22 protein-coding genes are annotated in these 23,429 nt (G+C 45.8%); 15 read left to right on the top strand and 7 right to left on the bottom strand.

Annotated features, from left to right (window positions below; genetic code table 11):
- Positions 1–169 precede the first annotated feature (169 nt).
- Positions 170–769 (top strand): hypothetical protein, encoded by a 600-nt coding sequence (locus MHH25_RS05210; protein WP_340019376.1) that lies wholly within the window; start codon positions 170–172, stop codon positions 767–769.
- A 146-nt stretch (positions 770–915) separates the two neighbouring features.
- On the opposite strand, the gene MHH25_RS05215 is transcribed toward MHH25_RS05210, so the two are convergent.
- From MHH25_RS05215 to MHH25_RS05225, 3 genes are read right to left on the bottom strand one after another with little or no spacing between them, the layout of a single operon-like run.
- On the bottom strand, positions 916–1,704 hold the full coding sequence (locus MHH25_RS05215; RefSeq protein ID WP_340019377.1) for a MerR family transcriptional regulator: 789 nt from the start codon (positions 1,702–1,704) through the stop codon (positions 916–918).
- Positions 1,679–2,605, bottom strand: coding sequence for a DUF2268 domain-containing protein (locus tag MHH25_RS05220; RefSeq protein ID WP_340019378.1), 927 nt, complete (start codon positions 2,603–2,605; stop codon positions 1,679–1,681). Before MHH25_RS05220 ends, MHH25_RS05215 begins: the two co-directional genes overlap by 26 nt.
- A gap of 59 nt (positions 2,606–2,664) precedes the next feature.
- Positions 2,665–3,921, bottom strand: coding sequence for an MFS transporter (locus MHH25_RS05225; RefSeq protein ID WP_340019379.1), 1,257 nt, complete (start codon positions 3,919–3,921; stop codon positions 2,665–2,667).
- Between the two features lie 276 nt (positions 3,922–4,197).
- Here MHH25_RS05225 and MHH25_RS05230 point away from each other — a divergent pair, with 276 nt between their 5' ends.
- Together MHH25_RS05230 and MHH25_RS05235 are read left to right on the top strand one after the other, a co-directional pair.
- The gene (locus MHH25_RS05230; RefSeq protein WP_340019380.1) at positions 4,198–5,496 is read left to right on the top strand and encodes a galactokinase family protein; all 1,299 of its coding nucleotides are present in this window, start codon (positions 4,198–4,200) and stop codon (positions 5,494–5,496) included.
- A 233-nt stretch (positions 5,497–5,729) separates the two neighbouring features.
- Entirely contained in the window at positions 5,730–6,011 is a 282-nt protein-coding gene (locus tag MHH25_RS05235; protein WP_340019381.1) for a hypothetical protein, read from the top strand.
- Between the two features lie 103 nt (positions 6,012–6,114).
- Here MHH25_RS05235 and MHH25_RS05240 read toward each other — a convergent pair whose 3' ends face one another.
- Positions 6,115–6,651 carry a hypothetical protein gene (locus tag MHH25_RS05240; RefSeq protein ID WP_340019382.1) on the bottom strand — a complete coding sequence of 179 codons (537 nt, stop codon included), beginning with the start codon at positions 6,649–6,651 and terminating at the stop codon, positions 6,115–6,117.
- Between the two features lie 209 nt (positions 6,652–6,860).
- Between MHH25_RS05240 and MHH25_RS05245 the strand changes: the two genes are divergently transcribed.
- Both MHH25_RS05245 and MHH25_RS05250 read left to right on the top strand, forming a co-directional pair.
- Complete coding sequence (locus MHH25_RS05245; protein WP_340019383.1) at positions 6,861–7,223, top strand: hypothetical protein; 363 nt, start codon at positions 6,861–6,863, stop codon at positions 7,221–7,223.
- A gap of 129 nt (positions 7,224–7,352) precedes the next feature.
- Entirely contained in the window at positions 7,353–7,928 is a 576-nt protein-coding gene (locus MHH25_RS05250; protein ID WP_340019384.1) for a hypothetical protein, read from the top strand.
- 135 nt (positions 7,929–8,063) lie between these two features.
- Here MHH25_RS05250 and MHH25_RS05255 read toward each other — a convergent pair whose 3' ends face one another.
- From MHH25_RS05255 to MHH25_RS05265, 3 genes are read right to left on the bottom strand one after another with little or no spacing between them, the layout of a single operon-like run.
- The gene (locus MHH25_RS05255) at positions 8,064–9,227 is read right to left on the bottom strand and encodes a Ger(x)C family spore germination protein (RefSeq protein WP_340019385.1); all 1,164 of its coding nucleotides are present in this window, start codon (positions 9,225–9,227) and stop codon (positions 8,064–8,066) included.
- A complete protein-coding gene (locus MHH25_RS05260) occupies positions 9,224–10,726 on the bottom strand; it encodes a spore germination protein (RefSeq protein WP_340019386.1) in 1,503 nt (500 codons plus the stop codon). Before MHH25_RS05260 ends, MHH25_RS05255 begins: the two co-directional genes overlap by 4 nt.
- On the bottom strand, positions 10,698–11,819 hold the full coding sequence (locus MHH25_RS05265) for an endospore germination permease (protein ID WP_047841796.1): 1,122 nt from the start codon (positions 11,817–11,819) through the stop codon (positions 10,698–10,700). The genes MHH25_RS05260 and MHH25_RS05265 overlap by 29 nt, the downstream gene beginning before the upstream one ends.
- A gap of 195 nt (positions 11,820–12,014) precedes the next feature.
- On the opposite strand from MHH25_RS05265, the gene MHH25_RS05270 reads away from it, so the two are divergent.
- From MHH25_RS05270 to MHH25_RS05315, 10 genes are all read left to right on the top strand, one after another.
- Positions 12,015–12,908: an NAD(P)-dependent oxidoreductase gene (locus MHH25_RS05270; RefSeq protein ID WP_340019387.1), complete on the top strand. Its 894-nt coding sequence runs from the start codon at positions 12,015–12,017 to the stop codon at positions 12,906–12,908.
- 276 nt (positions 12,909–13,184) lie between these two features.
- Entirely contained in the window at positions 13,185–13,916 is a 732-nt protein-coding gene (locus MHH25_RS05275; RefSeq protein ID WP_076319386.1) for a nuclease-related domain-containing protein, read from the top strand.
- A 266-nt stretch (positions 13,917–14,182) separates the two neighbouring features.
- Entirely contained in the window at positions 14,183–15,073 is an 891-nt protein-coding gene (locus MHH25_RS05280; RefSeq protein WP_340019388.1) for a hypothetical protein, read from the top strand.
- 227 nt (positions 15,074–15,300) lie between these two features.
- Positions 15,301–17,076, top strand: a complete 1,776-nt coding sequence (locus MHH25_RS05285) for a histidine kinase (RefSeq protein ID WP_340019389.1) — start codon at positions 15,301–15,303, stop codon at positions 17,074–17,076.
- Positions 17,073–18,137, top strand: a complete 1,065-nt coding sequence (locus MHH25_RS05290) for a response regulator (protein WP_340019390.1) — start codon at positions 17,073–17,075, stop codon at positions 18,135–18,137. Before MHH25_RS05285 ends, MHH25_RS05290 begins: the two co-directional genes overlap by 4 nt.
- 270 nt (positions 18,138–18,407) lie before the next feature.
- Entirely contained in the window at positions 18,408–19,325 is a 918-nt protein-coding gene (locus tag MHH25_RS05295; RefSeq protein ID WP_243391250.1) for an ABC transporter permease subunit, read from the top strand.
- Positions 19,326–19,339: 14 nt separating this feature from the next.
- Positions 19,340–20,209 carry a carbohydrate ABC transporter permease gene (locus MHH25_RS05300; protein ID WP_036606256.1) on the top strand — a complete coding sequence of 290 codons (870 nt, stop codon included), beginning with the start codon at positions 19,340–19,342 and terminating at the stop codon, positions 20,207–20,209.
- Positions 20,210–20,269: 60 nt separating this feature from the next.
- Entirely contained in the window at positions 20,270–21,925 is a 1,656-nt protein-coding gene (locus MHH25_RS05305) for an extracellular solute-binding protein (protein WP_100526561.1), read from the top strand.
- Positions 21,926–22,268: 343 nt separating this feature from the next.
- Positions 22,269–22,715 carry a tellurite resistance TerB family protein gene (locus MHH25_RS05310; RefSeq protein ID WP_036606259.1) on the top strand — a complete coding sequence of 149 codons (447 nt, stop codon included), beginning with the start codon at positions 22,269–22,271 and terminating at the stop codon, positions 22,713–22,715.
- Positions 22,716–22,750: 35 nt separating this feature from the next.
- The gene (locus MHH25_RS05315) at positions 22,751–23,344 is read left to right on the top strand and encodes a TerD family protein (RefSeq protein ID WP_062837433.1); all 594 of its coding nucleotides are present in this window, start codon (positions 22,751–22,753) and stop codon (positions 23,342–23,344) included.
- The last annotated feature ends 85 nt before the right edge of the window (positions 23,345–23,429 follow it).

The raw sequence follows: 23,429 nt of genomic DNA on the forward strand, positions 1-23,429 counted from the left end.
ATCGTCATAAGGAGGTGAACTATTTAGACCTATTTTTTATTAAAAAGTAGATTGTGCCAGAAACTAGTCCAGCTAAGATAAGAAGGCTAACAACGAGAATAAGTATATTATTCCACACAATGTGCATTGTCGAAACCCCTTTCATAATAATTTTTAGGAGGTATTAGAAGTGAAGAAGATCAGTATGTTATTGACATTATTCTTGGTTTCAATATCCATTTCCGTTCTTTTTACTAATTCAGCCCACGCCAGTACAGGTGAGGAAGATACAGCCTTAAAAATACAAAATATACTAGATAAGTATGAAGTGAACGAACCATTTTCTGACGAAGATACACAATATTTAAAAGAAAACTCAGCTTTAAACAATAATATAACATATATTCAAAATAAAGGGGACGTATCAGTCTTTTCGGTCTCAAAGAAATTTTTCACAGGTAACAATAAAACATTAGCTTTAACTGGTTATGTAGAATACGATAACGGATTCGGTAAAAATAGTTGGAATTTCTATATGGACGCATGGGACACAGCTGGCATAAAAAGAAACATCCGAGCAGAAGTTAAAATTGATTGTGTGGGTATTGTAAATTTTGAAACTGGAGCAATAGGTAAAATCTATAACAATACAGTAAGCCAGACATCGTCTGGCAAAGTGGATTTCCTTACCTTAAATAAGTCTGATTCATTCACAGGCCTACCGATGTTTGTTTATTATTATCCAAAGGCTACATTTGACGGAGTTGATTTAACTGGTGAGTTCAGATAAAAACATTTCTAAAAATTAAAATATCCATCACTAACCCATGGCTAAGGTGCTCTAGCCATGGGTTAGTGATGGATAGATCATTTACATAATGGGCGTTTAATTGATAGTACCATTGTTCCGTGTTTTTCTGTGCGTTCTTTCGGAGGTTATCTAATATCTTTCACAGCTGATATGACTCCACCCTCCACATAAACCATAATCGCTTGATACAAAAACCTCAAAAAATTCTCATCACCAAACTGATCAAAATAACCCGCATAGCGACGATCCGTCGTATAGGCTTCTGCGATACATCTCAGAATCTCATCATCACAGACCATGAACTGTTCCAGACAACTCTTCCATTCACCCACTAACGCTTGCACCTCACCAGAAGCATGAGACAGATTCTGGTGCTTCGCCAATTCCCGAAATACCTGCTCCATGTTGACCGAGAACTGCTGGTAGGCTTTTTCTTGTTCTTCCACAGACAGTTGGTTCACATTAGCTTCGAATTCCTGATATTTCTCGGTGTCTCCATAGATGAACTTCGCCTCGGATTCATATTGCTCTTGAATGGAAAGGATGGAAGATTCGTCAAACAGATGAAGATGAGAGATATCCGTCCCATCCACATACTCGTCCAACTGGTCGATGATGGTTTCGAGCTTTTGTTTGCGTTGAACGAGTGTGCTGCGATGCTCTCTTAGGATATCTTTCTGTTCTTCTTTCGAAAGTTGCATCATGGCTGCAATGTCTTTCAAGGAGAAATTCATTTCTTTGAACAAGAGAATCATCTGCAGATTCCCGAGTGCCTCTTGATCGTAATACCGATAGCCATTGTCCTCGACTTTGCTCGGTTTCAATAGATCCGTTTTATCGTAATAATGTAATGCGCGTTTGGTTACGCCGGTAATCTGAATGATATCTTTAACGGTGAAATAGGGTGTCTTCATTCCAAAAGTCCTTTGTTTCAGCAAGAATGACACTTGCCGGAGTGATAGTTGCTTCGGTAATCGGTGTACCTGTTTTGTTCAGATAATATTGAATTAAGTGATAACCGCAGGCATAGCCAGCCGCGTAGGGCATACCTACGGGAGTGAAATTTTGCAGTCTTGCAAGTTCATCGCCGTATAGATACGGATTAATCTGGTCAAAACCGGTGACATGCAGCTGGTCTTTCATCTTTGGTTTGATTACGGTATTCAATGTCTCCATATCCGTTTTGGTTACCCAGGGGCCTAGCAACTCTTCTCCATACAGGGATGTCGCAAAACTCTCAGCCAACCCCTCGCTAACAAGCATCTCGCCAAGCGTAATCTGTGGATTCCACTGGATATATTGATATCTCACGTTATGATTGCATTCATGGGCTAACACGGATTGCATACGAGGTAGAGTATAGCTATTGGGGATCAGGTTTGCAATAATATAACCCGGGATTCCACCATCTCCGCTGATGCCTTCGTTCATGGTGAGTGAAGGACTGTTCTTGTCGCCTAATAAAATCGTATATAGATATTCGGAGACCGATAGCTCAATCCCGTGATCTGTAAAGGTGGATAGACTCGTACAAACAGCTTCATGACACTGTTGCCAAAATGCTTCAGAGGAGATCGCTGCTAACAATTCGTTAATCTCAGGTGTGATATCTGCGGGAGCGATATTCATAAAGTTATTCATCATGATCACATCGAAGCCATTAGGTTCGCTTGAGCGAAACGGGATCTGTTGAATGTTCCATTTGTTCATGAATGGACTCATCATTCGCTCGCGGTATAACTCCAATTTCTCATCGGGTGCAGCCTGGATGATCTCCTCATAGATTTGATCTGAACGTAACGCGGTGATCTTCATCCTTAATCTCTCCTTCATGTAAGCTTGAGATCATTATCAAGTATGACCTAACGTCACAGTCAAGCGTTGATGTTACGCTGCTGGCTCTCTGAGTGATTCTTCATCTTCATTGCGAATATCAGACCAGACAGGATATAGATCAGGCTTAACAAGAGGTAAGGGAGTTGCAGCGAGAATACGCGATCAAAAGTCGTTTCACTAACCCGCACCAATAATCCGCCGAGAAGCGTACCAATAGCACTAATCCCAAAGGATAGAAAGCGAAACACACTTCCGACCCGGCCAAGCATCTCATTAGGAACGGAACGTTGCAGGATGGAGGAACGGGTAACATTATAGACAATAATGAAAAATGCAGCACAGAAATACAGGCCGCCTACCATATATGCATTTGTAGTAAGACCCACCACACCGTAGATGATTCCCATGCACAGAATGGAGGAAATAATCAATTGTTTTGTACTCCATCTCTTACGCATATAAGCAACAGCCTGGCTCCCCACGATGCTACCGATTGTTGCAATGGAGATGAGAATACCGAATGCAAAAGCATCCAACTGAAGCACATCGCGTACAAAAAAGATCTGAGTAGACAGAATGATGGAATACATAAGCGTAATGGTGACAGACAGAATGGCTAATCCACGGAGAAAACGATCATGATAGACATATCGAATACCGGACCACATCTCACGTTTCCAATTTTTCATCGGGCGAACTTCCTTCTTGGTTGTTTCCGTATCCCCTGGGTAGAAGTTTCCCTTCAAACTGATTAAAAAAAGCAGAGCAACTACAGCCGTTACGGCGTCTATGGCAAAAGGAAAAACAATATGCAGGGTGATAATGAACCCTCCCAGGGCAACGCCCAGAATATCACTTGTGATTAACTGTCCGGCGGTGAACTGCCCATTCGCTTTTTCCAATTTACTCTCATCTACCAGTTGAGGGATGACCGTCTGCACCGTGCTGTCGAATACAACTCGGCTCAGGCCAATACCAAACATGAACAGTGCCAGAATCGGAATGCTCACCCATCCTCCCCAGATGCATAACGTCAGTCCAAGCAGAAGGAGCATTCGAGTAAAACCTGCGCCAATCAGCATATGTTTGCGTGAGTAACGGTCGATGAGGACACCTACAGGAAGACTGAATAGTAGCCAGGGTAAACGAAGTGCCGTCATGGTGACAGAAGCATACAGCGTATCGCTCGTAAGGGTTGATATGAGCCAAGGAACCGCAGCAAGTGTAAGTCCATCACCCAAAAAGGTAAGCGAAAATGCACCGAATAACTTGGTATAGTTCGACTTAATTTTCATCGTTCCCTCCACCAATAAGATGTTAAGTATACCCACTTTGAGGTTGGAAAATAATGTGTTTTCACTTAAACCCAATTTAAGTTATTACAAAATGGTTTTCAATCCTATTTTTACATTAAATAACTTCACAAAACGCTTACAAACTTTCAATTCTACCCTACCTTTTCCGCTACGAAGCTGAGATAATGGGAGAGGAATAAGGCATGAAACAGACGCGAAAACCATGTTCACCAATAGTCTAAAAATAAAAGCTGCATATCCATAGGAGGATTATTAATGACGACACAACCATTGAATCTGATCCAATCCACGGAGGGCCAAGCGCTGCTTGCCCAAATGTATGGACAATCACAAGTAGAGGAACAGACAGCACGTTACACAAAGCTGAACGCAACATTTGAAGAGTACTTTGGCGCACAAGAAGGAAGCAAGTTGTTCAGCGCGTCAGGACGCAGCGAGATTGGCGGTAATCACACGGATCATAACCATGGTAAAGTGCTCGCAGGCAGCATTACGCTGGATACGATTGCAGTGGCAGCACCAACTTCGGAGTCGGTTATTACGTTTTACTCAGAAGGTTATGAAAAGAAATATGTAATCGATCTCACGGACCTCACGCCAAATACAGAAGACGATGGCACAACAGCATTGATTCGTGGTATGGCTGCGGGATTTGGAGAATTCGGATATAAGGTAGGCGGCTTTCAAGCGTATCTCTCCAGTAATGTGTTCTCGGCATCCGGAGTGAGTTCCTCGGCGTCATTTGAGATGCTGATCTGTACGATTTTGAATCATTTCTATAATGACGGTGCACTGGATGTTGTGACAATGGCGAAAATCGGTCAGTATGCGGAGAACCACTATTGGAACAAACCTTCCGGTCTGCTGGATCAGATGGCTTGTGCGTACGGCGGACTTATTGCAATTGATTTTGAGAATCCTGCACAGCCGGTTATCGAGCCTGTTCAATGGGATTTCCAACAGAACGGTTACTCATTGGTCATTGTGAACACTGGTGGCAACCACGCCGATCTGACGGAAGATTACGCGGCTGTGCCCAATGAGATGAGAGTGGTTGCTCAGGCGCTGGGCAGTGAGTATGTTCGGGAAATTACGGCAGACGCAATCTACGCCAACCTCAAGAAGGTTCGTGAAGCGGCTGGAGATCGTGCCGTGCTGCGTGCGCTTCATTTCCTGGAGGAAAATAATCGTGTCGATGGTGAGGTTCAGGCGTTGCGTGATGGACGTTTTGCTGATTTCCTGAAACTGATTACGGCGTCCGGTAATTCGTCATGGAAGTGGCTGCAGAATGTATATCAGAGTGGTGCTGTGAAAGAGCAAGAGATTGGCATCGCGCTGGCACTGACCGAGAATTATCTGCAAAACTTGGGTGATGGCGCTTGTCGTATTCATGGTGGTGGATTCGCAGGGGTTATTCTGACGATCCTTCCGAACGAAAAAGTAGAAGAGTATATGTCCTGGATGCACGACATGCTGGAAACGCCAATCATTGTTGTTAATGTGCGCGCACAGGGTGCGGTATGCTTGAATGCATTGATCGCTAACGCGAGCTAAATAGCACTCAGATAAATTATTCTAACATAATTCAACGAAGTCCGGGCTATGCCCGGGCTTTTTGAATTGTTCATTTTTTGAAAAAACTTCAAACTTTGAAGGTCTGTAATGTGTTATTTAAGTAGTGGTTTAGTTAGCTAGGTAGGTAGTGATTAGAATACAGGCGTATTGATGATGGTCTGAATAGGTGAGAGGCTATATCTCAATATTGTTCTTATGGGAGGAAGGGTCAGATGATTACACCTTCAGTGGCTGGTCAGGAAGAGGCTCAATTATACGAGGAGTTGCGGTGTGCGATCGATGAATTCGAAGAGGGCGAGCAGCGGAAAATAGTTCTCAATCGGATGATCAGACGGCTCAAGTTTGCCAAGTGGCGTAAAGATCGGATGCGCAAGGTCGATGCATACTGCCAAAAGATCAAACCCGCGACACTTTGGATTATCTTAGCCACGGGCGCACTTGCACCAGTTTTGTTATTTAGCATGTTCATCTGGGTATCGTTGTGGGTGGAATGAAGCTGTAGCGAAGAGGGAGACATTATGAAGTTTATAAAAAAGAACCGTTAACCATCGGATTATCGTATTCCGACTGTAACGATTCTCTGAGCTATCTTTAGGGTTAATGGGACATTTGCGTAGATTTACCGTCTAAAGATTGCACTTGTCCCTGAATATACTGGTGGTAATCGCGGAAGCTGCTGATGTGATGCAAGGAATCAGAATTCTCGGACTGGATCTTAATTTTACCGTCCTGAGGCAATTTTTTCATCTCAGCAATGACGGATTTGGAACCTTGGATATCACCGGACATGTCTTGAATTCGCTGTAATAATGCCGGATGTCCTTCATGTTGGAGCATTTCGGCGAGTGGTCTCATTTCCTCCAACTTTTGGCTCGACCGTTCAAGTGTGGTCATCACTTTGTCTCCATCTGTACTTGCGCTAAGCGAAACCATTCGGTGGATGTGATCCTTCTCCATGCGCTCAAGTGCCTCAAGATGAGAAGCTTCCAGTCGTTTGGGATCGCTCCAACTCTCCGATCGAACGGTGTCATTCTGTTGCTGGGAAGCATTATTCGCAGTGCCATTGCCACAGCCCCATAACAGAGTTGAGCAGGTTAACACGGCTCCAACGGCGATGATACTTTTTAACCTCATGCTGTCACTCCTTCGATAATTTCCTGAAGGTAGTATGAGCTATAATATCCAAAATCATGCTTCATCTGTTCATTTATTTCCCATAATAACCTTTACAAATGGAGCGTACATACTTTTGGCTACGGATAATCAAAGTGATAGTAATGTAGCAAATGACCCCAATAAGTGAAGTTACAATTGCAACGTTATGTAATGAGGTGAGAAGCAATATGAATCTTTATACTAATAACATATGGCGCTGGACCATCAATCTTCTATATCCTTCCATTATCTTTGTCTTCCAGAGCTGGGGCCCGATATTGGATTCTTGGACAGGTCCTATTTTGTTCATCGCGGTTTTCTGCTTTCTGTGGAGCGATGTGAAAGACTTGTTCGTCTCGACAGGATTGACATGGTTTATTGCCATCCCGTGTTGGTGGTATTGGATTGAGCGTCCGAAACCATCGTTTGGTGCGGAGAATTTTGCCGCACATCTATGGTTAATTGTACTTATGTATATTGTCTTTGTGCTCATTCCTCAGACCTTAATCCTGACTACTCGGTTGCGGGTGATGCATTATTATAAGAAGTGAAAGTTAGTTGAGAGAAGGCGGCCGTTGGCATGGATGCTGGTAGATTACTTCGGGGCAGTACTATCTGACATACCATTTCTACGATAATTAATTGTTTATAGAGATTCAATTTAAAGGAGAGGTTAATCTATGCCCAAGACAAGCAACCGTCAACGGGTAGCGTACGTGTTGTTCTTTGTATTGGTCGCTCTGTTTTTGATACGCTCTTGTGGTCCGCAGGACATCGACACAATCTTAAGCGAAAAAGGTATTCCCCCAGAACAGGTAAAGCTAGTTACAACTATTGAAACGCGAACTCAATTGGTATTATATCAAGATCTCACTACGAATAACCTGACTCCTGCTTTGATCCAGCAAAAGATGTGGTTCTCCGAACTGGCCAGAATGGGCGGTGGTCTGCAGGATAATCCGGTCGAGCCGCTTTCTTCTCATATATCAGGATACGAGGAGTCTAAAGGCAAAATGATCTATATTATATACGGGTATCTCCACGATGCTGACATTACCCAGGTGCATATTCGCTACGAACCAAATCTGGCACCTTCACGGTTGGAAGCGGAAATCGTGAAATCGTCTTCCAATCAATCCAGCGGCAGGTTGTGGTATGCGGTAATCCAGCAGCCGATTCATGAGATGATATGGGACATAAAAGGATTGAACGACGAAGGTCACGTCATCTACTCATCTCTCGATAGTGAGGATTAGGAAGCAGGCTGGCTGATGGAATGGAAACTTCGCAGTCATAGATCCGCATGATTTTAATTGCAAACGAACTACCTCCATCTACACAAACACCCCTTATCCGGCTGCATACCGGACAAGGGGTGTTTCGCGTTCTGGCTACACTTTCCTTTTATATTTCCCTGTATATGGGATGGTGAGATGGATTTTCAGATCTTTAATCGAGTCTTCGGTAAGCATCATCTTGCTGCCATTGTTTGATAACTTACGCCAGAGTTTCGGATTTTTGCGATACAGCTTCTCCTGAAGACCATAAATATCCACACCACGCTCAAGGCCGTGACGATAGGTCTGCATGATCTGCTCCCGCAACTTCACTTCACTAATCTGGATCATCTCCTCATAAGAGGTGGGCACCAGGTATTCGTACAGGGCAGTGAGGTAGTGGGCATCAATGTTGAACGTAACGTCTTCACCCTGAATGACAGGTTTAATTTTGATCTTTGGTAATCCTACACTGAGCGCCCCGTAGATCGTTCCATCCTTCTGGACAAGTAGAGGGGCCCGCCGCATGTCTTTGATTAGCCAGTGATAACCGGGAAGCTGACTGCGTGGAAAGTATTCAAAGTCATAGCCAGTCTTCTCGAAAAAGGCCCCTTCCACCAGAAACAAATCATGTTTCTTCTCGTTCTCTGCCCACTGGGTATCGTTCAATGCAATACTCGGCAGATACGTCGTTGTAGCCGGATCATTATGTGTTGCAATGAGTTTGAAGCTAAGGACAGGCGGGTACAACGATTCTTCCAGGTACGTCGGGAGCGGATTGTGAAGAATGCTATCCAAGGGTGACATATTATAGATGGACGTTGCACTCAGGATTTTCTCCAGTGGCTCGCGTGTTCCATACACCCAGGTTGTATAACGGGATTCTGGGAAACGTCCCAGCATATCGAACACTTCTTTGATGTGTTTGCTGGTGAGCACACCTTCGGCCATAACGATGGCTGTCACATGCCCCCATGCCATGTGTAATTGAGCCGTACGGAACAGTTCATTTAGCGCCAGACTCATGGTTTTCCCTTCGGCATGTCCAACCCATACAGGCGGTGTCTCGGCACTTTTGGTTGAACTTTCACTTTTGGCGACACTGGCAAAATCCAGTGTTTGAACATACAGGTGATACATACCGTCTTTATAATCAATCCCAAAGGCTTTGGCGTAGTCCACCTGTTGAATCTCAAAGGCACTCCAGCATCCACTCGTCATCACGCACATCGACAGGCTTAACAGACCCAGCAAACATCGCTGTAACAAGTGTTTCATCGTCCGTTTCCTTTCTTGCGCGGTTCTTGGGTCTCAAGATAGACGGGTCTGCGTTTACCCAACCCTTTTGGCAGTTTGAATAATGAAGCTATCGCTTGTTTGAAATGAAGTGGTGTTAGCGGCGTCAGATACGGGATGCCAAATGATTTGAGATCGGTCAGGTAGATGAGGAACAGAATCAACGACAGGATGAACCCATAGATGCCGAGCGATGCCCCCAGGACAAAACAAAGGAACCGCAGGATCAGCACAGAACTGGTCATGACCTGATTCACAATGGTTGCTCCAGCTACAACGGTGACTGCAATGATGACAATCATGAGGGGAGAGACCATGCCGGCTCGAATGGCGGAATCACCGATAATCAAACCTCCAACGACAGTTAATGTCTGGCCGATGGCACTTGGCAAACGTACCCCTGCCTCACGGAACAGCTCCATCAGCAGCATAATGAGAAACATCTCCATTCCCGATTCCATCGGAAGTCCCATGCGTCCAACCGAGATCGTTGCGACTAGAGGAAAGGGGATCTGATCCATATGAAAGGATGTCAGCGCAATATAAAAGCCGGGCAGGAACACGGTGATCATCAGGCCAAGAAAGCGTAGCATCCTTCCTACGTTCACAGGCAAGAAGGGAAAGCTGGCATCCTCCGGTGATTTGAGCAAAAGAAACAGATTGACTGGTCCAATAATGGCGCTGGGATTGCCGTCTACAATGAGGATAAAACGTCCATTCAGGAGACATTCTGCAGCAAAGTCAGGCCTGCCCGTATAATGGGTGACGGGAAACAAAGTAATTTTCGAAGGTGACAGCAATTCTTCCAGTTCATTGGCGGTCAAGATGCGTTCGGTCTCAATCTTACGCAACCGATCCTGAACGTCTTCTATCAGCTCCGGATTGGCGATATTCTTGATATACATCAATGCCACCTTGGTTGCAGAACGTGTACCGATCAGTTCGATATTGCAGGCCAGTTGGTTCGTACGCAGACGGGTGCGTATCAAGGCAACATTGACGGCAAGTGGTTCAATGAACCCATCTCTTGCCCCGCGGATCGAAACTTCGGTGGTCGATTCCTCCGGTGTTCGAGTAGGGATGTTAGATATATCAATACTCCACATGGTTTGCAGGGAAGGAATACAGATCAACATATGGCCTTCAAAAACACGGAGAGACATCAGTTCGGTGCCATATGCCGGGTCTTTCAGATCCATTCGGGTCCAATCCAGGCTGATGCACTTTTCAATGTCGGATGTACGGATAAAGTGTGTATTTTCATATGTTCGTTTGAGTTCCGGGAGAATAATATCGTAGATCGCTTCACTATCTACCATACCGCTACAATAGGTCATAAGGAGTTGCATCGGAGGTTCTCCGATCATATGACTATTGATGATGACATCATCAGATCCGGCAAAAAAGGTATTCAGGTTATGCTCGTTCATTCGGAACGGTTCAACGTCAGGATTATTCTTGGGTTGGGTTGAGATCGGCACGTTTGGGAGCCTCCTTGTCCTTTTTGTGGATTAATGCGGCAATGGTCAATATTACGGTAACGATGGATACATAAGCGAGCATGACCGGGAACTGAATATGGTCCACATAATAATCCACGTAATCAATGCGCCACCATTGCATCGCCATGAAGCTCATGATGACGGTAATGGTGAGAATCGCGATATATCGTTTCTTCGGTCTACGGAAATTCAGCAGATCCACGATGAGATACATGGATATGGCGACCCTTGCAAAGGAACCACTAAGCCACTGATAGATGGATAGAAAATCAACGTGTTGCAATAGTTTGCCTATATTCACAAGTTTCCATTGCTCATAGGGACTGTTTCGTTGTTTGGCTGCTTCTTCTGGGCCAAACTCCACGATGGCTCCGATCGTGGGACCAATCGCCATACTGAGCATAAACACGCCAAGGATCAGAACATGCCACCAACGAATTTTGCCTTTGACTTCATGTTGGAACAACATAAGAATCCAAATTTCCATAAGCCCGGCAAGAGAGTAGATCATGCCCCGCCACACGGGACCCATGCCGTTCTCCATAATCGGGAACAATAGACTGTAGTCTTTGTATTTCATATTGGCGGACATTACAAAATAACCTAGCAAAATGACAAAGGGCAGCAGCAGACTGGAAGTCATCGCAATGGAGCGTATGCCTTTAGCCGCTGCCCACGCAGCAACCAGTGCTCCGCCACCTGCCAGAACATAAGGAGGTGTGAATTGAAGATACGTGGATACGGTCCAGTTGGTTGTCTCATACAACGTATGTGTGCCAAGCGTGAATAGCAGAATGGAAGCGGAGATCCGGAAGATCCAGGAAGGTACCGCCCCGAATTCTCGGGTAATCCAATCTGTTAATCGCTGTCCGCGTACTCGACGAATAATGATGTACATCATACATAGAAACAACATGAAAAAAGGCCCAGCCGCCACGACAGACAACCATCCGTCTCTGCCGCCAGCTTCGAGAATTGCTGGGATGGACAAGACATGGCAGACCAGTCCGGCACTTAATAAAATGATGGAAAAGGATAACCAGATGGTAATTTGACCTTTTTCACGACTCATGCGAATCCTCCTTTCCAATGAAGGAAGTTTCCGTTAGGTTGTACAGCATACAGGAAGTTGATTCCTTTTTCAGATTTTTTCACAGAAAGCTGCAAGCGATATGGACGGACTACGTAGAAAGCTTTAACATACAGATATAGCAATGTCGAAGACAAGCACTGAGCGAAGTATAGAGAAATAGGGAGGAAACCTGCGATGACAATTACAACGAAGGCACCTGGAGAGACAAAGGTTGGCTTTATTGGTACAGGCGTGATGGGTAAAAGCATGGCTGGGCACATCCAGCAAGCGGGATATCCGCTGCATGTGTACACGCGAACTGCTGCCAAAGCGGAAGCATTGGTGAAGGAAGGTGCCGTATGGCATGACACACCAGGCAAACTGGCTGCCGCGTGTGATGTCATCATAACGATGGTGGGGTATCCGAAAGATGTAGAGGAGATCTATCTCGGTGAGGATGGTCTCGTAGCCAGTGCCAAACCGGGTTCATATCTGATTGATATGACAACATCCAGTCCGTTACTGGCTGCACGAATCTTTGAAGCTGCGGAAGGCAAAGGACTGCATGCACTGGACGCGCCTGTGTCGGGCGGTGATATCGGAGCGCAGAACGCCAAGCTTTCCATTATGGTTGGTGGTAGTTCGGAGGCCTTTGAAGCCGTGCGTCCGCTGTTTGAGCAGATGGGCACCAACATTGTGCTGCAAGGCAAGGCAGGAGCCGGGCAGCATACCAAAATGTGCAACCAGATTGCCATTGCCTCTGGCATGATGGGCGTATGCGAAGCACTCGCCTATGCCAAGACGTCTGGTCTGGACGCGGAGACCGTGCTGAAGAGTATTGCTACCGGTGCAGCCGGAAGCTGGTCACTCAGCAATCTCGGTCCGCGCATGATCGCAGGCGATTATGAGCCTGGATTCTATGTGAAACATTTTATCAAAGACATGGGAATTGCACTAGAGTCTGCAAAAGCGATGGGCATGAAAACGCCTGGTCTGGCTCTGGCCGAATCTCTGTATCAGGAAATAGCGAATAATGGTCTGGAAGAGAAGGGTACTCAGGTGCTCTACACCTATTATCTTCAGGCTTAACATCAAGAGAACAGCAGCGTATTCTTTTTCTATTCAGGAAAGGGTTGCGCTGTTTTTTTCAATTTTGCGGCTTGTTTATGCGTCTAAAGTCACGAAATTGGTTAAATGTTCATATGTACTTTGCTTATTGGAGAGATTTTGATCGTTTTCCCTTTATTTTTACCCCGCTTTATCCGACATAAGTAATAGAAGTTTACATAATGAATGTGCCAAAGGATGTTATTCCTCCTGTAATGGTCACCCGTAACCCACACTATAATAGAACGGAGCTTGCCCATGTTCAAGAAAATCCTGTCTCTGTTCAAGACACAACCAGAGCTTGCGAACCAGATTACAGCCTCCGCTTCAGCGTTACCATCAACGACAACCATTCCCCCGCGTATGGTCCGTAGTAAGCGCAAGAAAAAAGCGGAAGGGGATTGGATACGCCAGCCGGAGGAGCCTAGTACAGCAGATCAGCTGATAGGTCTTCCAAGTCAATATAAAGTGCTGAACGACCTGCTCGTTACCAATCCGAAGTCACGCTCCGGTTATTCGCAGATTGATCATGTCGTGATCGGCCCTCGGGCAATCTTTGTAATCGAAACTCGAAATCTGACGACAGGTGAGATTCGCGGCGGAAGAAGAGAGGCCAATTGGTCGGTCAGCAGCAGCCGGGTCAAAATGTACAATCCACTTATGCAGCATCGTGCACATGTGGAAGCCATTCATGCACACCTCGGAGACTACAAAAGAGTACGTCTTGTCTCCATGGTGACCTTCACCAACCGTTGCCGCATCAGTGTTGATCCTGCTGTGAGGTATGTGAATTCGGATGAACTGATCATCTACGATCATGAATTGGTGGAAACGATTCAGCGGAAGACGGAACGACTTGAGAGTGAGGTTCCCGAAACCGTATTTCAAGAGAAAGATATTCAGGCGATCTACGCTCTGTTATCATCGGTTAATTCCACCGATCCTCAGATTCGGTCAGAGCATATGGAGAAGGCTAAAGGTATCAAATAATTACGCTTCACGAATGCTGTTGTCCATACGGGCGGCAGTGTTTTTGTGTTGCGGTGGTAGTTAATGCGTGCCTAGTAAAAGGCTTTAGACACAGGTATATCGTCGTATACAACCGGTTTTTAACTTATGATAGAATGTAGACCATGTCCAATTGTGTGAATCAAGCATGTTATATGAAAGGATATTTTTGTAAGTAGGTGTTCAAGTCTTGGAGCCAGAGGTTAATGGTTCTCAGGAATATACATACGATAGGGGAAGATTATACGATGAAATGGAATTATACGATAAAGACGTTCACAGTTATGCTTGGTTTGGCAGTGATTCTGACAGCTTGTGGTGGCGGAGCGAAAGAGACGTCATCGCCGGAGTCTGCTTCCGGTACAGAAGTTGCTTCGTCAGAGACAAGTAGCTCAAATGCGACCGTAACGGAAACCGCAGCAACCGGTTTGAATGGGAGTGAGGAGACAGGTTCAGCTACAGAAGAAGCTTCTTCAGCTGACGACGGCAAGATTGGAAAGGACTCCACATTGGAAGAGTTGAAGCAGCAGTATGCGGATAAACTCGGTTATATCCGTATTCCCCTGAATGATCATCCGGTGCGTCGGGTTAGTGAGGAAGGTTCCAAAAATATTAATGTGGCCAACTATAGTGATGCCGTTGTGGACATGAATGCAGAGGTTCCAATTCATTCCGATTCGCAGCGGTTAATTGATGATGCCTTTCCATTTTTCACAACCGTACAAGCACCTGATGAATCTTATATAACTTGGGAAGAAGCAACCAATCTGGAGCGTGCCTTGGTGAAAACACTGTTTATCGCCCGTGAAGGTCTGCTGATTACCGAAGATGCGATGAAAAATAAGGATTATAGCAGTACATCATTCCAGGATTCGATGGATTTCTTCAGGGTCACAGCGAAATTTGAATCCATGGCACCTGTTGCACAGCATCCGCGTGACATTACGTTGAGTACGCTATACGACAAAGCACGCACGTCATGGGGCAAGCTTGCTGCGATGGACCCGGAGCAGGATGAAGCGGCGTTTGCCGAGATGTACAAGACGACGAGAACCGATGCCAATAATGCCATGGGGTTGCTTAATGTTCTCTTGTCTACCAATGAAGAAGAACGGGTCAAAGAGATTTACGGGGAATAAAAATGCCGTGATCCAGAGTTAATCTGGGACATCCCGGTAACATGTCTGGATCACATGCCTTCAAACTCTGACTACCGCTTGAAGCGGGGTCAGGGTTTTTCTGGTTTTTTCCAATAGGTGTATGATATGTTTTTAGGAGTAAGACATGTACGGAATATAGGTGAGGTGTGTGAAAGATGTGGTGGATGAACTTTTGTAAACGCTTTAAATTTAAAACGAAGCTAATCTTGTTTTTATCTACCGCAACGGTCTTAATCTCCGGAATCACAGGGTTGATCACCTATCGCATCCATATCGACCTGTTCAATGAAGAGGTCAGTCGCCAGTATAGTCTTACCGCAGAGCAGATTCTTGCACGTCTGGATTCGAGGGTACACGACATGTATAAAGTCACCGATTATATCACACTGAATCCCTCCGTAAAAAATGCCATCAAAGCACAGACCTCTGGCATCTCGTCCTACGATCAGATGAAGCTGGAAGATGAACTGGATGATCAGTTGTATCAGGTAAGGCTGGATGCACCGGAGATCATGGGGCTCCGCATATATGACCTGAAGGATAACATATTTAATCTCGGCGCCTTTGCTGGCTCATTTCAACAGATGGATCCTTCCTATCTGGCAGAGATGGTTCATAGACTGGAAGGAACGGGCGGCGAATATGGTTGGAATCGTTTGGGGCCGGATGCTTTCTTGCAGGAGGAACAATCCAATTGGATTCTGGCGGGACGATTAATGCGGTCTGTTGATCTGGAGACCTATGGCGTCATGCTAATTCTGTTTAACACCTCGTTGTTCGAATCGTATCTCAAAGATCTGCGACTGAATGAGGAAGTTGCTGTCTACTTGTTTGACGCAGATGGTGAGCTTCTATATGCCTTTCATAATCAGGATGCGGATCCACCACCACTTACCGAGCTAAGCCTAGGGGCGACGGAGATCAGGGACGAGCAGGGAACAACCCAATTGTATACGAAGCAAACGTCAGACAAAGCGGGCTTCACCCTGGTCAGCAAGGTCTCACTGGCTCAGATTCAGAACAAGGGAAAGATTATTGTAAAAGTTGCTGTGTTCTCTGCGGTAGCCAGCATATTATGCTCCTGGTTCATCATTACCGTAATTAGCGGCAGACTGTTGCGTCCACTTGCGAGTCTAGTCAACGCGATGAAAAGAGTGCGTGATGGACAGTTCGATACACGGGTACGGATCGAGACACGGGATGAGCTCGGTTTCATCGGTGAACGATTCAATGCAATGGCTTCCCGGATTGATACGCTTATACATGAAGTGTACGAGCGCGAACTCAGTGAAAAAGAAGCTGAACTCAAAGCTATTCAGGCCCAGCTGAATCCCCATTTTCTGTATAACACCTTGAGCATGTTTTTCTGGAAGTTCTATATGCTTGGTGATGAGAAATCGGCTCGCCTGGTCACTGCCTTGTCCGAGATGCTGCAGTATACGCTGGAACCCGTGCAGCAACTGACGACCGTTCAGGATGAGATGAAGCAAATAGATCACTACCTGCAGATTCAGCAGGCCCGGTATCAGGAAGCCTTGTCGATTGAAATTGCCGTTCCTGCTGAATTGTTTCGCTGTCAGGTGATCCGGCTGTTGCTTCAGCCCATCGTGGAGAATGTTTTTGTTCATGCCTTCTCGGACAAAAGGAACAACCGCCATCTGGAGATTCGTGGCTCGCGGCAAAACGGGCATGAAGGAGAGCCGGATCTGCTCATCATTGAAATTTCAGATAACGGCTGCGGCATGCACGCATCGGTCATTGAACGCATTATGACGCCAGTGGCACATGCAGATGAGGAACGTCAGCACATTGGCATGCGGAGTGTACTTCGAAGAATTGAGTTGATTCACGGTGAACCCTACGGTGTACAGATCGAGTCGACTGTGGGAGAGAGTACGCTAGTACGTCTTCGTTTGCCTTATCAGATCGGTGAGGACTTATGCCGGGAAATTCAGGTGACTGAGAGGAGTAGGTTCTGTTGAATGGACGTATGCTCGTAGTGGATGATGAAGCATTATTTCGTCAGGGTCTGATTCATCTGGTTCGCAATAACCCCCTCGGGTGGGAGGTCGTTGGGGAAGCGGCCGATGGAGAAGAAGCGATACAGGCTGTACACAGCTACACACCTGATCTGATCATTACGGACATCAACATGCCTGTGATGGATGGTCTAGATTTGGCGGAACGCATACACGAGAGTGGACTGGACATTATGATTATCATTTTGACAGGTTATCGTGAGTTCGAATATGCACAGCGTGCCATCCGGTATGGGGCAATTGAATTTTTGTTAAAGCCGTTCTCGCTCGATGAAGCATGTCAGGTGTTACAAAAGGCACATGAACGATATCGCCGAAAACAGTCCGACATTCGGATCAGGGAACAATACAGCCAGGTGGACCGTACCGAGAGATTGCGAGAGGAACTGACTTCGTTGCTGCTCCACCATCAATTCGGAGCGATAATGAATCGGATCGAGATGTTGCTAGAAGAAGCGTCCGGGATGAGCTTGTCACAAGGCAAAGCGGAGATTCATATGCTTATGAAGGTCATGACGGACTTACTGGTACAACAGCTTCAGCTTCAGGAATCCGGTGGTATGGACTCCACTGCCCCAGATCCACTGCTCTGGATTCATACCATACCTGAAGTCATCGCTTGGGCGAGATGCAAGAGCGAAGAGTGGGTGGATATGCTGATGCGGCTAACTCAGGAACAGCAGGATCATGTCGTTACACGTGTTATACAGTATATTGAAATGAACTATTCCAGCACATGCACGTTGCAGGCCGTGGCTGCCCATGTTCATGTGACACCCAACTACTTGAGCCATTTGTTCAAAAAAGAAACAGGACAAGGCTTCAGCCAATATGTCAGCAAGCGCCGAATTGATAAGGCGAAGCTACTGCTGCACAGCACTCGGCAGAGCATGGCAGATATAGCGGAACTGACCGGGTTCGATAACTCCAGTTATTTTACAACCGTATTCAAACAGATGACGGGGATATCGCCCCGCGAGTATCGCAAGCAAGTCGCCAAGTGAAGTGCCGGGTAGAAATCCCCCTCGAACTGCTGCAGGGTCACAATTAAAGAGAAGCCTCCTCTTAATATCTGTTTGTTTCCAAGGGCAACCCCACCATGTGGGGTTATTTTGCGTAGAAAATTATAAAAGGATCGTTAAATAACAAATGTTTACGCTTACATTTTTATCTAAAATACAACTATAGTACATCAACAGCAGAGAGGAGTGATGGATGTGAAGGGGGAACTGACCGCAGGTCCGCCGTCTGGATTACAACCGCCGGACAGTGAAATGAAGCAGCGGATTCGGCAGCAGCGGCTTCGACGATTCAAGATGAATATTCCGTTAATCTTGATGTTTGTTCCGGTGATTATGTTCTACCTGACCTTTCGTTATGCACCCATCGGAGGGCTGGTCATGGCCTTTAAGGATTACAACTTCTATGATGGGCTGTGGAACAGTCCATGGGTGGGCTTTCAGCATTTTCAGACGCTGTTCAGTGATCCGCGCACGGTGGAGATTATTCGCAACACCTTGTTCCTCAGTCTGTTAAGCATCATTATCGGGTTTCCCATTCCGATCATTCTGGCCATTATGCTGAATGAAGTGCGAAACATGGCCTTTAAGCGAACGGTGCAGACGGTGGTCTATATGCCACACTTCTTTTCCTGGGTCATCATTGCGATGATGATCATGACGGTTTTCTCTTTGGAAAATGGGATCGTCAACCGCTGGGTCGAGGCCTGGACGGGAGCGCCTTATCCGTTCATGTACAACAAGGGTTCGTGGGTAGCGGTGTTTGTTGGCTCAGGGATCTGGAAGGACATGGGCTTTAATGCCATCATTTTTCTCGCGGCACTAACGACCATTGATCCGAGTCAATACGAGGCTGCACAGATGGATGGGGCCAGCAAAATGCGCCAGATCTGGCATGTTACCCTTCCGGGTATACGCTCTACCATTATTCTCCTGCTGATTCTGTCGATGGGGCGGGTGATGGAGGTCGGATTCGACCAGGTGTATATGCTTCAGAATTCCAATGTCAATGAGATAGCGGATGTAATTAGTACCTATATCTACCGCACCGGTCTTCAGGGAGCACAGTTCAGCCTGACAACAGCGATGGGATTGTTCGAATCACTGGTTGCATTTATCCTCATTTTCAGTGCAAATTATATCGCGCGGCGATTTAACGAAGGTTTGTGGTAGGGAGGGAGAACAGCATGAGAAAAACCAAAGGAGAAAAAGTCTTTTATCTAATCAATTATGTATTGTTGTCATTGGTTGCCGTCAGCTGTATCCTGCCCTTACTCAACATTGTTGCCTTGTCATTTAGTGATGCGAGAGCGGTTGTTTCAGGTCAAGTGGGGTTATGGCCCGTCGATTTCACCTGGTTCTCCTATCACAGCCTAATTACGGGAACGCCGATTCTGAATGCATTCTGGAACAGTGTGGAGATCACATTGATCGGTACAGGGCTCAGCATGGCGGTGACGATTATGGCGGCATATCCGCTGTCACGTAGACATTTTTATCACCGGCGCTTCTTTACGATGGCGATGGTGTTCACGATGATTTTTAACGGTGGACTCATCCCGACTTATTTGGTCGTGCAAAATCTCGGTCTTGTGAACAGTTACGGCGCGCTTTGGCTACCGGGTCTGGTGAGCACGTACAACATGCTGATTATGCGATCTTATTTTGAAAATCTGCCGGGGGAAGTGGACGAGGCTGCGCGCATCGATGGTTGTGGTGAACTGGGGCTTTTGTTCCGAATCGTGTTGCCATTATCCAAACCTTTGCTGGCGACTATTGCTCTCTTTTACGGCGTGGGTTACTGGAATTCGTTCATGAGTGTGATGATTTATATCAATGATACGTCCAAATACAACATGACCGTGCTCGTCCAAAATATGATTATGTCCAATCTGAATGTACAGGATTTTACCGATCCAACGATGATATCTAATCTGACCCCGGAAGGCATCCGGGCAGCAGCTGTCATTGTGATGGTCATACCCATTTTGGCAGTGTATCCGTTCTTGCAGAAGTACTTCGTTAAAGGGGTCATGCTTGGATCAATAAAAGGTTAAAGCAGGCTGTGGGTTAACCCGCATGGGTTCATAATACAGGAGAGAAAGAGGGTCTTATCTATGGCGTTAACGATGAAGGCATGGATGAAGTCGGGTCTCGTTCTGGGCTTGATCGGTGGTTTGCTGGCGGGATGTACAGGAGGTAATGGTAGCGAACAGGCGGAAGGCGAAGGCAACAGGGGGAACATTACGTCAACGATCTATGATCGGGGCGCGGTCCCAAGCGGCATGGGTACGATCGAAGATAATATGTGGTCCAAGTGGATTAACGAGAATGGCCCGGCAAATGTAAAATATACAGCAGTTCCCCGCTGGGAATCTCAGTCGAAACTTAACGTATTATTCGCTTCTGGCAGTGCACCGGATATCATTTTTGAATTCGGTACGCCTATTCGTAACACTCTGTTTAATCAAAAACAGCTGATGCCACTGGATGAGTTGATCGAGAACTCGAGTGTGGAATACAAAGCCTTGATGGAGAAATATCCCCAGCTCAAGAAGGCCGGCATCAAAAGCGATGGTAAGCTCTATGAAGTGGGACGTATGAACGAGGTGTTTCCACTAACGAGCTTTTTCATTCGGGAAGACTGGCTGGAAAAGTTGAATCTGGAGGTGCCGACCAATGAGGAAGAGATGCTGGCGGTAGCCAAGGCCTTCACGGAGAATGATCCCGATGGAAACGGAGCTAAGGATACATACGGCATCGGTGGATTTCAGTTCGGCGATACAGCGGGTCTGTTCCGCTATATGTACAACGCCAACTGGGTGAATGTGGAGGACGGGGAGATGGTGGTTGGTCCCAACAACATGAAAGAAGCCACAGCATTCAAACGTGCATTATATGAAGCAGGAGTGGTGGATAAGGACTTATTGACCGACAAGGACGGGGCCAAGGCAAAGCAGGATTTCCTGAATGGCAAAATCGGTATGTACGCGGCCATGACTTCGGATTATACCGGGTTTGCAGCGAAGGAACTGGATACACTGATGCAGAATGTTCCTGAAGCCAAATTAAAGGTCATCGCTCTGCCAACCACGTCCGTAGGACAGCACACGATGGTGTGGAATAACCCGGTTCAGATGACTGCAGCTGTGAATGCACGAGCCAAAAATCCGGAAGCAGTTATGCAATATATCGATTTTCTGACCAAAATAGAGTCAGGTCGAACCTTCAAAAATGGATTTGAAAACACGCATTATACGCTGAACGATCAAGGCTGTCCGCGCATCTCGGATCAGGAGAAATATAAGCAGGAGATCAGCTGGGCAGGCGATTACGCCATGTTGTACAGCCGTCTGGAGGAAGGCAAATGCGGGTACACAGAAATGCTGTTCAGCGAAGAGATCCCATCGCAGAAGGAAGGACTTCGACTATTCAAGGAAGCGCGTGAGGTATACATGACGGATCTTCCGGTAGGAGAGGGTGTTACCCATTCAGAACATATGCCGCAGCTACCCAAGGAGCTTCAGGTGAAGTTGACCAATGTGACAACAGCGATCAACGATATCTTTACCCGCTCCATCATTGGCGGAAGCAAATATACAGTCGAACAGGCTGCAACGGAAGCACAGCAGAAGTGGGAGCAAGGCGGGGGCCCGGAGATTGAAGCATGGTACAAAGACTGGTGGGGCAAGGAAAAGGATAATGTACTAGTCTGGGACGACTTCTATGAAATCTATGAACAACAACAGGCTGATTTTGAAAAATCGGAATAAATTCATGGATTCAAATCATTCATAAGATTTATAATTTTGGTGTTGGTAGAAATAAGTGCTCTGATCCCCTGATCAGAGCCTTTTTATGTTTGGGCTTCAAATAGGGGGATTTTTACCTGAAAAATGAAGTGAATAGAAAGTTCTCGCATCTTGCTTGAAACTATATCCAGAACGATGCGTATCATAAGGTATTAATTGTTTTTTAATGTAGAATATTGCCGTATTTCAGAGTATAGTTAAGGAATAATTTAACTTATATTCAACATGATGTAGACATGAAAGTTACTGAAAAATCTTGAAAAGAATGTACGGAACATCAGGTTGAAACTATTGGAGGTTGAGTATGAGTTCATTTAAAAGCTGGTTAAATTCAACAAAACAAGGACTTGAAGAGCAAGTCAAAAAGTTTAAAAATAAAGATTTTATGGATGCCGTGGTTGCAGGTTGTGCACTGGTTGCTTTTGCAGATGGTTCCATTGACGAAGCGGAAAAGAACAAGATGGCCGGTTATATCAACCTGAGTCAGGAATTGAAAGTATTCGATATGGCTGAAGTGATTACACGTTTTAATCATTATGTCGCGAACTTTGAGTTCTCTCCAGAGATCGGGAAGCAGGAAGCGCTGAAAGCCATTGGGAAATTCAAAGCCAAGCCGGATGTAGGACGCGTTATTGTGGGCGTATGCAGTGCGATTGGTTCAGCTGATGGCAATTTTGATGATCAGGAGAAAAGAGTCGTTGCAGAGATATGCATCGTACTTGGACTGAACCCGAGTGAATTCAATCTCTAAGTAGCTATTTTACATATGAAGGGAGGTGAAAATCAGTGGCAAGCATTAATTTGGTCAAAGGACAGAAAATTGATTTAACCAAAGGCAATGCAGGACTTACTGAGGTGATTGCTGGTCTCGGTTGGGACCCGGTAACTGCCAAAGGTTTCTTTGGAAGAAAAAAACAAGCGGATATCGATTGTGATGCATCGGCGATCATGTTGAATGAGGAAGGCAAGTTGGTCAAGGATTCCAACCTGGTTTGCTTCCACAACAAGCAAAGTGCATGTCGTTCGGTTATCCATTCAGGTGACAATCTAACAGGACAGGGAGACGGTGACGACGAACAGATCAAAATGGATCTGTCCCGTATTCCTGCTGATGTTCATAAAGTATTAATCGTTGTTAATATCTACGATTGTGTCAATCGCAAGCAAGATTTTGGCATGATTGAGAAGGCTTATATTCGTATTCTGGATGGTAAAAATTCCAGTGAGCTCGTGAAGTTCAATCTATCCGATAACTACACAGGTTCAACAGCGTTGATCTGTGGTGAATTGTATCGTCATGGAGGCGAATGGAAATTCTCGGCAATTGGAGAGGGTTCCCATGCGGTACATATCAACGAACTCGCTCGCAGGTACTCCTAAGTACAAGATTTAACCTAAATCGACAATAATCCTGATATTCATATGTCACGATAACTACAATACACTCAAATAAGCGAGGATGATC

The sequence above is a fragment of the Paenibacillus sp. FSL H3-0457 genome (genome assembly GCF_037981725.1).
Classification (GTDB): Bacteria; Bacillota; Bacilli; order Paenibacillales; family Paenibacillaceae; genus Paenibacillus; species Paenibacillus amylolyticus.

Excerpts from the sequence above, each read along its gene's own strand:
- MHH25_RS05250 (WP_340019384.1), top strand. The coding sequence starts at position 7,353 with ATGCCCAAGACAAGCAACCGTCAACGGGTAGCGTACGTGTTGTTCTTT.
- MHH25_RS05245 (WP_340019383.1), top strand. The coding sequence starts at position 6,861 with ATGAATCTTTATACTAATAACATATGGCGCTGGACCATCAATCTTCTA.
- MHH25_RS05300 (WP_036606256.1), top strand. The coding sequence starts at position 19,340 with ATGAGAAAAACCAAAGGAGAAAAAGTCTTTTATCTAATCAATTATGTA.
- MHH25_RS05270 (WP_340019387.1), top strand. The coding sequence starts at position 12,015 with ATGACAATTACAACGAAGGCACCTGGAGAGACAAAGGTTGGCTTTATT.
- MHH25_RS05255 (WP_340019385.1), bottom strand. The coding sequence starts at position 9,227 with ATGAAACACTTGTTACAGCGATGTTTGCTGGGTCTGTTAAGCCTGTCG.
- MHH25_RS05265 (WP_047841796.1), bottom strand. The coding sequence starts at position 11,819 with ATGAGTCGTGAAAAAGGTCAAATTACCATCTGGTTATCCTTTTCCATC.
- MHH25_RS05275 (WP_076319386.1), top strand. The coding sequence starts at position 13,185 with ATGTTCAAGAAAATCCTGTCTCTGTTCAAGACACAACCAGAGCTTGCG.
- MHH25_RS05240 (WP_340019382.1), bottom strand. The coding sequence starts at position 6,651 with ATGAGGTTAAAAAGTATCATCGCCGTTGGAGCCGTGTTAACCTGCTCA.
- MHH25_RS05305 (WP_100526561.1), top strand. The coding sequence starts at position 20,270 with ATGGCGTTAACGATGAAGGCATGGATGAAGTCGGGTCTCGTTCTGGGC.
- MHH25_RS05280 (WP_340019388.1), top strand. The coding sequence starts at position 14,183 with ATGAAATGGAATTATACGATAAAGACGTTCACAGTTATGCTTGGTTTG.
- MHH25_RS05235 (WP_340019381.1), top strand. The coding sequence starts at position 5,730 with ATGATTACACCTTCAGTGGCTGGTCAGGAAGAGGCTCAATTATACGAG.
- MHH25_RS05215 (WP_340019377.1), bottom strand. The coding sequence starts at position 1,704 with ATGAAGACACCCTATTTCACCGTTAAAGATATCATTCAGATTACCGGC.
- MHH25_RS05225 (WP_340019379.1), bottom strand. The coding sequence starts at position 3,921 with ATGAAAATTAAGTCGAACTATACCAAGTTATTCGGTGCATTTTCGCTT.
- MHH25_RS05310 (WP_036606259.1), top strand. The coding sequence starts at position 22,269 with ATGAGTTCATTTAAAAGCTGGTTAAATTCAACAAAACAAGGACTTGAA.
- MHH25_RS05295 (WP_243391250.1), top strand. The coding sequence starts at position 18,408 with ATGAAGCAGCGGATTCGGCAGCAGCGGCTTCGACGATTCAAGATGAAT.
- MHH25_RS05230 (WP_340019380.1), top strand. The coding sequence starts at position 4,198 with ATGACGACACAACCATTGAATCTGATCCAATCCACGGAGGGCCAAGCG.
- MHH25_RS05220 (WP_340019378.1), bottom strand. The coding sequence starts at position 2,605 with ATGAAGATCACCGCGTTACGTTCAGATCAAATCTATGAGGAGATCATC.